Source organism: Xenorhabdus griffiniae (assembly GCF_015163655.1).
GTDB lineage: Bacteria > Pseudomonadota > Gammaproteobacteria > Enterobacterales > Enterobacteriaceae > Xenorhabdus > Xenorhabdus griffiniae.
On record NZ_JADEUF010000121.1, the window covers coordinates 1 to 11,835 of the forward strand.

At 42.6% G+C, this 11,835-nt stretch carries 9 protein-coding genes and 2 pseudogenes; 7 read left to right on the forward strand and 4 right to left on the reverse strand.

Annotated features, from left to right (window positions below; genetic code table 11):
- The 6 genes and pseudogenes from IQ211_RS15845 to IQ211_RS15865 form a co-directional block, all read left to right on the forward strand.
- Nucleotides 1–99, forward strand: a pseudogene (locus tag IQ211_RS15845) (IS5/IS1182 family transposase); the annotation flags it as partial.
- Nucleotides 96–1,028 carry a DUF3375 family protein gene (locus tag IQ211_RS15850; RefSeq protein WP_228011605.1) on the forward strand — a complete coding sequence of 311 codons (933 nt, stop codon included), beginning with the start codon at nucleotides 96–98 and terminating at the stop codon, nucleotides 1,026–1,028. The pseudogene IQ211_RS15845 and the gene IQ211_RS15850, both read left to right, overlap by 4 nt.
- Before the next feature lie 5 nt (nucleotides 1,029–1,033).
- The gene (locus IQ211_RS15855; RefSeq protein WP_189760889.1) at nucleotides 1,034–1,798 is read left to right on the forward strand and encodes a DUF4194 domain-containing protein; all 765 of its coding nucleotides are present in this window, start codon (nucleotides 1,034–1,036) and stop codon (nucleotides 1,796–1,798) included.
- Nucleotides 1,795–1,977, forward strand: coding sequence for an ATP-binding protein (locus IQ211_RS19670; protein ID WP_223281830.1), 183 nt, complete (start codon nucleotides 1,795–1,797; stop codon nucleotides 1,975–1,977). The genes IQ211_RS15855 and IQ211_RS19670 overlap by 4 nt, the downstream gene beginning before the upstream one ends.
- 1,702 nt (nucleotides 1,978–3,679) lie before the next feature.
- On the forward strand, nucleotides 3,680–5,074 hold the full coding sequence (locus IQ211_RS20020) for an SbcC/MukB-like Walker B domain-containing protein (protein ID WP_399478451.1): 1,395 nt from the start codon (nucleotides 3,680–3,682) through the stop codon (nucleotides 5,072–5,074).
- A 4-nt stretch (nucleotides 5,075–5,078) separates the two neighbouring features.
- On the forward strand, nucleotides 5,079–6,224 hold the full coding sequence (locus IQ211_RS15865; protein WP_189760890.1) for a Wadjet anti-phage system protein JetD domain-containing protein: 1,146 nt from the start codon (nucleotides 5,079–5,081) through the stop codon (nucleotides 6,222–6,224).
- Between the two features lie 398 nt (nucleotides 6,225–6,622).
- Here IQ211_RS15865 and IQ211_RS15870 read toward each other — a convergent pair.
- Nucleotides 6,623–6,868, reverse strand: a pseudogene (locus IQ211_RS15870) (hypothetical protein); the annotation flags it as partial.
- A gap of 755 nt (nucleotides 6,869–7,623) precedes the next feature.
- Nucleotides 7,624–8,163 (reverse strand): YopT-type cysteine protease domain-containing protein, encoded by a 540-nt coding sequence (locus IQ211_RS15875; RefSeq protein WP_189760891.1) that lies wholly within the window; start codon nucleotides 8,161–8,163, stop codon nucleotides 7,624–7,626.
- Between the two features lie 519 nt (nucleotides 8,164–8,682).
- On the opposite strand from IQ211_RS15875, the gene IQ211_RS15880 reads away from it, so the two are divergent.
- Complete coding sequence (locus tag IQ211_RS15880; RefSeq protein WP_189760892.1) at nucleotides 8,683–8,964, forward strand: hypothetical protein; 282 nt, start codon at nucleotides 8,683–8,685, stop codon at nucleotides 8,962–8,964.
- 692 nt (nucleotides 8,965–9,656) lie between these two features.
- On the opposite strand, the gene IQ211_RS15885 is transcribed toward IQ211_RS15880, so the two are convergent.
- Nucleotides 9,657–11,687 (reverse strand): hypothetical protein, encoded by a 2,031-nt coding sequence (locus IQ211_RS15885; RefSeq protein ID WP_189760893.1) that lies wholly within the window; start codon nucleotides 11,685–11,687, stop codon nucleotides 9,657–9,659.
- A gap of 52 nt (nucleotides 11,688–11,739) precedes the next feature.
- The coding region (locus tag IQ211_RS15890) for an IS1 family transposase (RefSeq protein WP_228011592.1) at nucleotides 11,740–11,835 on the reverse strand (96 nt) is incomplete at its 5' end.

Here is an 11,835-nt window from a genome sequence, read left to right on the forward strand (position 1 = left end):
CGCTGGCGGGGTATCGCGACGCGCTATGCAAAAAATCGCGCATCTTTTCTTGCCGCAGTACAAATTCGTTGTCTTGTTCTTTGGTTGAATGTTTCATGACGACAGAATCTAGTCTGAGAGCCGATTTTCGGCGTGTTGAAGATTCCTGGCGTGAAGCCTATCGTGTTCTCCGACAATCGATTATTGGTGAGCAATATCATCGAGGAGAAATCGTTGATCGTCTGCTTAACGATCAGGAAGCGCTACTCAATACTCCTGAAGGAAGGGTGTTCGACAGTTTTCAACAACAACTTCGCCAGTCTGCTGAACTGACCACAATGAGTAAACGATTAAGCGTAATTCTTAGTCATCCTGCCGCTGCTAATGCATTAAGTCGTATACAACGTCATGAACTGCGTTGGCTAGTAAAACGCCTTGTAGATGAATCGCAAACGGTACTTCAGGCGCGAGCCCGCAGCGAACAAGATGTTCGAAGCTTTATGAAAACCGGCCTCGCAGCGGAACATCATCGTGTCGGACATTTGCTTAATGAATTCTTTAACTTAGCATTAAAACTTAATTGGCAGCGCCAAGCTGTACGCAAAAAGGAAGTGCCATTTCCCGCTGTTGGAGTAGCCGTAGGGGGGATCCCTGTCATTGAACGCCTTCGTTTCAAAGAAGTCGATGATGAAGCAGAGCAAACGCTCGATCTTAGTCATCATGTCGCCGATCTAGCACAAATCGGTGATGATTTCTGGGATGCTTTTCATGGGTTAGATCGTGAAACGTTATTCTATCAGACACTACAGCTATTGAAGGAGGAAAATAGACCCATTGGCCTTGCTGAACTGGCGACATTGCTGCCGCCTGTTCACGATCTCGAAACTTTTGCCTTCTGGATTGGAATGGCAAGAGAAGCAGGCATCGACGTGAGAGACGATCAACGTGAGTATGTTGAACTTAGTGAGGACGAAGATCACCTCTGGCGATTCAATCTACCTACCACTAGGCTGGAAAGCCAGGCACTGGAAGATATTGACTGGGAGTGACAAGCATGGCGGTATTTTTTGACAAATTTATCAATCAGCATAATGCAATAGATTCTGACAATAATTCGGCTCAGCAAGGCAATGATGTAACCGAGCATAACGATGTAACCGGGCATATAGTGGAAAACATCGCTGGCAGCGAAACGCGAACCGTGAAAAAAATACGAGAGGCAGCCCAAGAACTGCTTAAGTATGGTCTGCTGGAAGAGGCAAATAAACCCAAACTGTACCGCACTGTGTTGACCCACCCTGAAGAAATTATCCGAATTTTAGAACCACTCGATCTAGATATTGGTATAGATGAAATTCGCGGTGTGCTGTATGTCAAAGTCAAGCTTGATGAGGTTCAGGAGCAAAATGAATGGTCACATCCACTGGTGCGGCGGCAGAGGTTAAATCTAGAACAATCGTTGTTGGTAGCTATTTTGCGCCAGCATTTTATCGCCTGGGAGCAAGAGAGTGGAATCGGAGCTAACCAGGTGCAGATAGCCATAGACGATCTTCTTCCACAATTACAGGTCTACCTTGGCGATCCGGGAAGCGAGTCAAAAGAGCGAACACGGTTGATTAATCTATTGGATCAACTGAAAGTCCATGGATTAGTGACGTCGCCAGATGACCATGAACGAATCACTATTCGTCCAATCATTGCCCATCTCGCTGATCCGGCAAACCTTCAAGCATTACTAACATGGCTACGGGAACAGGTCGCACACCAGACTCCCTTGGATGACACATCTAAAAAAGATAACAGCGAGGAGGAAGCATGAAGCAAGAGACTCTCCTGATGAAAAATGACTCTTTTATTCTCACCAATATCGAACTATTTAACTGGGGGGGATTTCAAGGATTGCATCAGGCGGCCATCAATCAGGCAGGTACGGCAGTGATTGGCCCAACCGGGAGTGGTGACTCTAGTAGACGCACTGATGACACTACTTTGCGCTAATCCTCGCTATAATCTGGCCTCAACGGGTGGGCATGAAAGTGACCGGGATTTAATCTCCTACGTACGGGGAGTGTCTGGCCCCGGTGATGGAGGAGAAGGACAATCACATATCGCCAGATTAGGGAAAACTGTGACAGGTATTGCCGCAACACTGGAGCGTGAGGGGCAACTGGTACGCCTGGGGGCGCTGCTGTGGTTTGACACAACCAGCTTCAGTGCAACGGATATGAAAAGGCTTTGGTTATTCAGCGATAGTCCAGAACAGACACTTGAACGCTGGCTGAACGTCTATCATGACGGCGGCACACGGTTGCTAAAGCAAATGGAAAAAGAGACGACCGGACTCTGGACATGGTCGAATAAAAAACAATACCTGGCCCGTCTGAGGGACTACTTCGATGTGGGAGAGAACGCCTTTACTCTGCTCAACCGTGCTGCAGGATTAAAGCAGCTAAACAGTATCGATGAAATTTTCCGCGATCTGGTACTTGACGACCATTCCGCTTTTGAGCGAGCAAAGGAAGTCGCCAACAGCTTTGATGACCTGACCGAAATCCATCAGGAGCTGGAAACCGCTCGCAAGCAACAACAATCCTTACAACCTATTGCCCTAAACTGGGCTAAACATCAAGAACAGCAAATACAGCTTGCTGACAAGCTGGTACTGGAATCGTTGTTGCCCATCTGGTTTGCAGAACAGGCAAGCCATCTCTGGCAACAAGAAATCCGTCATCTTGAGACGGCGCTTGATAAGGCAGAAACCAAAGAAGCTCATCTTCGGGTGCAGCTTGAATCTCAGAAAAAAGTCATTACCGACTGCATGCAGCGTTATCTACAGGTTGGCGGTGCAAATATTGATGAACTGAACGACCGTATTAACGACTGGCAGAGCACCCTCACCCAACGAGAAACACTAGCGCACCAGTACCAGCAACTGACACATAATCTCGGATTTTCATCTGTACTGACTCAACCACAGCTGGAGGAGAACCAGCATGAAGCTGAAGCCAGATTCGAGCAACTCACCCACGAGATAAAGCTTAAACAAGATGAGGTGTATCAAAAAGGCGCTCTCAGGCACAACGTGGCCGAGCAACTTCGTCAGCTGGAGTTGGAAAGCACCGAGATTTCACGACGTCCTGACTCTAACCTCCCTGTTCATTATCAGGCATTCCGCAGTGAGCTGGCAAAAGCACTAAATATTGATGAAACCAACCTTCCTTTCGTGGCAGAACTGATTCAGGTTAAGCCGAAAGAAGCTCCATGGCGTGGTGCCATTGAACGCGCTATCGGTAGCCATCGGCTGCGTATCCTTGTCTCACCGGAATCTGCACCAGTAGCGTTACGTTGGGTAAACCAACGCCATAATCGTCTGCATGTGAGATTACTGGAAGTAAAATTACCGCATTCTCCCGCCAGATTTTTTGACGATGGTTTCACCCACAAACTGCTGTGGAAGGACCATCCCTGGATAGAGGCAGTAAAAGTGCTACTAGCAAATATTGATCGCCATTGTATTGACAGCCCCGAACAGCTGCGCAATATCCCCCATGCTATGACTGTTCAAGGACTAATGTCTGGCAAGCAACACTTTTACGACAAACAGGACCAGAAACGCCTTGATGAAGACTGGTTGACAGGGTTTGATAATCGGGATCGTATGACCTTCCTTGCGAAGGAAATTTCCAGGCTTCAGAAACAGATGGCAATCGCAGATCAAGAACTAGAGTCGGTAAAAGGTGAGGCAAGCCAGCTCCAGCATCAGGTTATTTTACTCCAAAAAATTCAGCAAATTGACTTCAATAATATCGATGTTCAGGACGCCATAAGACGGCTAGCTGAACTAAAGGAAAGACTGGAAAACTTAACCCACCCAGATTCTGATGCAAGTGCTGCCAAGTTACTGATGACCCAGGCACAACAAGTTGAAAATGAACTAGAAAAGCAGCTTCAGAAAGCCAATAAAGACTCCGGCAGACTGGAAAAAAGCCTCGAAACGGCTTTAGCTACAGAGCAACAGGCACAGCGGGTTGCACAACAAGGAATATCGGCGGAAGAGCGGCAATTAAGCGCCCTACACTTCCCAATAATAACAATAGAACAACTGTCTGATATTCATGAGCTGGAACGCCAACATATGCGCAAACTCCAGGATGAAATCGAAAAGCTTCAAGAAAAACTGCACGACTTGAACATGGAACTGACTCGGCGCATGTCCGAAGCCAAACGGGTAGATACTGGGGCACTTGCTGAAATAGACACAGTTCTGGACGATATTCCAGCTTATTTGCAGCGCTTGCAGAAACTGACCGAAGAAGCCTTACCAGAAAAACTCCACCGTTTTTTGGACTATTTGAACCGCTCGTCCGATGATGGCGTAACACAATTGCTCAGCCATATTGAACATGAAGTGCTAATGATCGAAGAGCGTCTAAGCGAACTAAACGCCACAATGTTCAGGGTTGATTTTCAGCCAGACCGCTACCTACGGCTGGTAACAAAGAAAGTAAACCATGAAAGCCTACGCACGTTTGAAAAAGCTCAGCGTCAGTTAAATGCCGCACGGTTTGTTGATGATAACGGTGAAAGCCATTATAAAGCCTTACAAGAATTGGTTGCATTGCTTCGGGATGCCTGCGAGAGAAATCGAACTCTAGGTGCAAAAGCGTTGCTGGATCCACGTTTTCGTCTGGAGTTCGCCGTGTCGGTGATGAACCGCCATACTGGTAATGTGATTGAATCACGCACTGGCTCACAAGGCGGTAGCGGTGGAGAAAAGGAGATTATTGCTTCCTACGTGCTTACCGCATCGCTCAGTTATGCACTTTGCCCCAAAGGTAGTAGCCATCCGCTTTTCGGCACTATTATTCTTGATGAAGCTTTTTCCCGTAGTTCTCATACGGTTGCAGGCAGGATCATTGCCGCACTCAAAGAGTTTGGTCTGCATGCAATATTTATCACACCTAACAAGGAAATGCGGCTGTTGCGCCATCATACTCGCTCGGCTATCGTCGTTCATCGACGCGGCCAGAATTCAAATATGGTTTCCCTGAGTTGGGAAGAGCTTGAAAAACACGATCAACGGAGAACACACTAGCAACATGAACTCCCCTGACGAAATCGCTAAGAAACTTTCCAACCAATGGTACAACTCAAAGCTCCGTGCTGAACGCCTACTCCCCCCAGGTAACTGGCCATTGAGTCTCCCCATTGGTAAACCCACCTCAAGGGAATTTACTAAAAATACTCAACAAGTTTTGGAACATGTTCAGGCATGGAGGAATGTGAAGATCGGACGAGTCGAATGGGAGTTAGTGAGTTATCGGGCAAGTAATATGCCAATATCCATGCCATTGCGTTGGGTTTTACAGAAGCCTTCAGAATGGATTAATGCCACCAAGGATCCAGTGGTCAGCTGTGAGTTCAGATTACTTGAGGAAATTATCGAACATGTCAACACAGTTTTCCATCCACTATTGATCAAGAATCGTTCACTTTGGATATATCGAAATCCTCAAGAGGTCATTACGGCAGCCAAGTTGGCCAACCGCTTAACACCGGGATACGCAAATGGACTACCATTGAGATTATTGTCAGGGCTAGGGGTGGATACAAAATTTATTGAAAATAATACATCATTACTAACCAGACTCTTGGACGAACGTTTTATGGGAGAAGCCAGTAAACAAGGTTTAACAGATTTTCTGGATGCTCTTGATGAAAACAACCATTGGGTACTAGTAATACCGCTATCACCAGAATTATTACCCTTTAAAAAAAGTAAAGTCACCACGGCAGAACTGGCTGAAATTAAACTGCCTGCTGCACGCTTGCTCATCATTGAAAATGAACAATGCCAGCATCAACTACCAACTTTACCTGACACTATCGCCATCTTAGGCACAGGACTTGATTTGCAATGGTTATCTAACCCTGCTCTGAAAGAAAAATCCGTTGCCTACTGGGGAGATATGGATACCTGGGGACTTTTGATGTTAGCAAGAGCCAGAAAATATCACCCAACTCTTTCTGCATTACTAATGCATCGAGAGTTGTTTGATGAACATGCCAGTCATAGAGCTGTTCCTGAGCCGGTAAAAGCACAAGACACCATTCCTGATGGTTTGCTGAATGAAGAAGCTAATTTTTATTACTATTTAGCTAATCTACAATGCGGACGCCTTGAACAAGAATTCCTCCCGATAGATGTAGTAACTTCGGCATTAATGAGCTGGGGAACGGATTAGTACATATAAAAGCCGAAAAATTAAGTGGCGAAGAATGATATTTGGGCCAATCCTTATAACACGCACTGTTGCCCGACATCCCATTAATGGTCATTGCTTATGTGTGCCGGGATAACATGCGGTATAAATAAATTTCAGTTGCCAAGGATGACGGAAAGTGTACTTCAAATAGGAATACTATGTACGATTCAATAAATTGATGTCATACCCACTTTCACTATTCATCAGATTAGCAGGCTTATGAAGTGTCCGAGAGCCTTATACCACTATAACTCATTATGGCAGGCCAGATAGTGAGTGCTGAAAAGGCTGCAGGCCATCAGGATTTTTCATTATTATTTTTCTGAAAAAGAAAGCAAAAACAAACGGCAGAACCTAAAGGTTCTGCCGTTACAGACTTATAACTGGCGCTGCTCCAGGCTGGAATAAATCGTTTTGATTTCATCTTTTAAACTTTCTCCACGATATACCATCGACGTATCGTACCGTTGATACTTCTCTTCTCGCTCGGCGCTTAAATCTTTGCGTTCCTTATATTCAAACTGCAAGGCATTAAATTCAGAGGCGAAAAGGTATTTAGCCAGTAATCATCTGGGTGAAGACGCTGGCTGGATCTCAAACAAATCCATATCACCAAAGACAATTTTGAAAATCGTCAATAGCAGCCATATAGGAATTCATGGATGACAGAAGGAACTGGCTATTTTTTGATAGAGATGCGTACTGATAAAACCATATTATCATTTTGTTTTTATTTATAATTTTCTATCTAAGGTAACGATAAGAAAACAGAGACTTTGTGCTCATTCAAATATCGTGCTGGAAGAATCCCTTCTCTCGACGATAAGTATCATTTAGCGTTCGATTCATCTCTGCAAGCACAGGATTTGAATGAGAACTCGGTACTTAAATGGCTTAACTTCATTCCACTACTGGAACAGGCACTCTTTATCAATCTGAAGAGATGGGTCTAGCTCATTTAATTTTTCTATTGCTTTTTCTTACTTCAATTACTTGAAAGGAAATATAAAGGATTTCATTACGTCCGCCTTATAACGTTATGCCTTAAGATGAGGCGACGGTAAGGCGTACCGTTTTTCTCCCCCGTCGGGATAACCTCATCTAACTACCATTGTGCTATACTTGGTGATTTTTCACCCAACCCTGCTTACTCCGAAATAGAGCAATTAAGCCTAATCAAAGAGTTATGGATAGATATAGATGTAATTTATTGATTGTTATTAACTTCCACCATTGGGGGAAATTAGCCAGACAGAAAGTATCTAACTCGTTGAATTTGTTTAATTCTGTTAGGTTGCTGGAATTACTTTGCTGGTGGATCTACGGGCAAGGTGTAAATATGCAGCTTGGCGGCGATGTGCGATCATGGCTTGTAGATTTATACAATTGAGTGCACAAGAATATCATTACATGGCCTTGCAATCGCCCCTATTCCATCACGGTTAGGCCAATATCTTTCCTTAAACCATGCTCTAAGATGACGACGTGTCGGGAAATGAACGCAACCAAAATTAGGATCAAAAAAGTCGACACCATAGAAAGTTACTGCTAACCCAATAGCATGATCTCCATAAGCCAAAGCTTCATAACCTTCATTGATAGTTGCTAAGTTTTCTACAACATTGTTTTCACCATAACAGCTTACATGCATATATGATAATCCATTTTCATTAAGAAATTTCATGCCATCCAGACTTTTAGCTTTAAGATTTTCAACTATTTTGATGTAACTAGGAAATTTTATATTTCCTGGAAATAGGTGAGACTTTCCTGATTTGTGCATCTTTACCCAAGCCATTACTAAACTACTACAGGCTCCATTTTGCATAGTCGAAGAGAAATTAAGGGGAAAATGCAGAGTTTGATTGAAGCGAAATACCCAATTTCCTTCAAATTCATTAGCATCTAATAACGACATTTTTAAATACCCCCATTCACTATAAGTTGGTTTACGAAAAAGATTAAGGGCAAAAATATGTTAAAAACAGGATATATGGGTTTTGCCTAATGTAAAGGGTTTTTAAAAAGCATTTTAGTAAAGATTCTGAACAAGCTTTATATGCCAGTAAATTAAGTCGATTCCACTAAAATGCCGGAATTAAACCCAACTCATTGATATTCCTAAAATCCTCCAACGAAGGAAGCCGAACGATATGCAGCTTTACATATCGCTCAAAACTCTGCGCTTCAGGGTATTTGAGCTTTATCAATGGATTATAAGGTCAGGTGAAAGTTTTACGCGATTTTGTGAGTTAAGTCCGCTAAAGGGCTTTGCATTGTCCGTGGTACCTGAGCTTTGTACCCTATGGGCTGGTGGAGTCGTTCACTGGTAAGGCTTAATCGATACAGAGATCGGGCCTTTGTTGGATGAATATTGGTTTGATGCCCCCCTTAAATCCCAAGAAGTAAGAGAACGCATGATTAAAGGATTTTGATCATGACGAAGTGCGGCAGTGGTACACATATTATGTTGTCATTATTGGCGCATGCGGTACTGTCTGTTTTGCGGATACAGGAGAAAAAAACGCCAGAAGAATTGATATCCCTGAGTGTAACGAAACTGCGTAAGCTGCTGCCAAAACTGATGGTAAAGACCAAGGAAACTGTAGAACAAATTTTATATTGGTCAAGCTGGCGACGACGACATCAATACCGCGTACAACAATACCATTATCGTCAGCGAAAAAATCTTATGATTACAGAACGATTACGGATGTGATATTAGGGTTTAGCCAGTGCTTTTTTGGCTTCATCGCGTTTAGCGCGAGCTTCTGCAAGGATCACTGTCGGCAAGTCTGTATTTTTTGTCTTTGGGTTTCGTAGTCTCTACTTGTCTATTTGGGGAACACCTCAATTGACCTAACCGAATATTCCCCCAAATAACATAGGTTGCGAGGGACACTACGAGACATTGTTAGAAGTGCTATTATTGATTTTATTGGATTTTTTGGAGTTCGTAGACAACAGGAGACAACTACGGAAGTGTATATGGTGCGAAGGCCGAACTCGAATTTAACACCCAACATACTGATATCAATGTATTTTATTAGTCGATATAAATAGTTATACCCGCACTTGTACCCACACATCAAAATCCGTACAACTGATATGACCATTAAGCAAGGATAATGCAGGCAAAAGAACCTTCTTCGAAGATGCCTAAAGTTTACCCATTTCAACAGCCCGTAAATGGTTCTCAAGAAATACATGACCTTTGAGGGGCTGTTATGGACAAATAGTTCGCAGGATTACAGGCAAAGCGTAAATTTAGTTTTTTAGCATCAGCGCAGGATGATTTCTATCCCTAGATGTTGCCATGATATAAAAATTACAGAAGGCCTAAGCTGCTCCCCATTTCTAGAACTTAGTTGGCCCTGTGTCTCGCTCAGTATATATTGAGGCACTAGCAGCTTATAACATTGCAACGGTTTCGCTACCATCTTCCTTTAATACTGTTTCAAGTGCAGGCCATATATCAAAAAAAGGATAAGTGAAGTTTAATTTGCCACACTGCACGTTATATGTAAGCTGTTGTACTCTTCGACGCTTCGCAGTAATAGAAGGTAACACTTCCAAAAAACCCAGCATTTTATCGATAGTGATCTCACCATGATAAAAATGATCACTTTCAGGCTTTATCAGTGTACGCATGCCGTTTTTTAACTCGGTAGTTGTACTCGCGAGGCGATCAATAAAGCTGTAAAACGCTGTTTTATCGACAACATAGCAACCGTCCTGATGATAAATATCCCCAAACATCGAGGTGGTGATAATCATTTTATGTAAGCCCTTTGGCTTCCATTTTGATGGTAAATTCAGGGCATCACGGACCAAATCTAATTGAGCCGCATAATAATCAGCATAACGTGTCACTTGCTTGATCCAGGAAGATTTAGTTCTCACTGCAGCATTATCGCCATTGATATTTACCAGCGTCTGGTAGTAACGATTGAAGCGTACCGGATGGCCATTGGATTTCAACTCAATAAAAAATAAATGATCGTCAATCACCATTGCACAGTCGCAGTCATAATTTTTTCGCACTGAAAGCTGAGCTGCGCAAATTCGAGCTTTTCTAACCCTCTTAATAAACTGTCGTTCGTGGCTTTTACCTTTATCATCAAGTGACATATTTTTTGCGCTAAACAGTGACAGTAGGGAACGCGTCGCACTACTCATTGAAACGATGGAAGGCATCAAACAAAGACCATCACTGCAAGGAAGTAACGGACAATCATTCATATCCAGTGCTTTGTCGTCAAATGTAAAGTAATCGGTGACTAATGCTGCTGTAGTCCAAGAAAGCCCACCCTCGGCAAAAAAATGTATCCATTCATCACGAGTATGATAAATAACCCAATCTTTAAGTTGAAGGTTTCCAGGAATTAACCTTTGGAAGCGATTATCCATCTCCTGTTTCGCTAGCGCCACTAACATTTCATATGCATGAATCCAGGCATAAATAGTTACACCTCCATACTCGAAATATAAATCCTCTAGTGACATATTTTCCATTTCACTAAAATAAGCGATAGAGAAAAAATCTCTTTCATTAATCCACTCGGGAACTACCTGCTTCAACTGTTCAACGAAATTAGGATTTTCTTCCAGAAGTTGCTGAATTTCATAATAGAGAGCAGTACCTCGCATAGTAAAGCGAGAGCGTGCTACCTCATAAGCTTTATAAGCACAGCATTCGTCTACCTCTATAGAAATATTATTTAAATCAGAATGGCTAATTTCTGCATTGCAAAAACGAAAAAGATCGCTGATACGATTAAGTGAGTCAAAATCATCCCACTCTTTCAGCCAACTTCCTGTATTTTTTACAGCCTGCTCGGAACAATGATACTCAAGATTCAGCGAATTTACATGTCGTAACTCTCTAAATATATTACCAGTATAACTACACACTTGGTCAAAGACCATACTGATTGATTTTATATTCTGAGGAGTAACGTCTTCCGATAGTGGCAGGCCATGCATTCTCAATACCACAGGAAAAATAGATTCAACCCGGTCACTTGGGATATTTTCAAGTAGTGAACACATAATACTCAAGCTTATTTCAGATAATATTAAAAATGCATTTAGCTTATGTTCTTTATCTGTAGAGCTATGATAACGCTTGTCCATAACCCTTATACGTCGGAAAAAGTTATTATACGCTAGATGAATAGTCCGACAGTCATTTTCTGTCTTTAAAATCCTATCACGATGGGAAGGAAAACGTAGTAAAAGTTGATAAATGCATCGACCAAAATAATGCGTATAATCCTCTTCAGACTGTTCGGAGAAACGGTGGTAGTAAAGCGCTGAAATTTTAAGTACACTCAGAGCAGGTTCAATTTCAACTTTGTCAATCCAACTCCGATAGAATACTACAAATTTTTCAGCATCCTTCACCAAATTTGTTATCTCTCGTGCATCATAATAAACCATTTTGTTACATCCTTAATAATAACATATTGCTATGTCAGGTCATGATTCCAATTTATTGATAGTGACGAATGTTCAAATAATACCCAATGACTCTGTCATGCATTTCTATGGATTTTGAAAAAGATAAGGTCTTGCGAGTCAGTCTTGC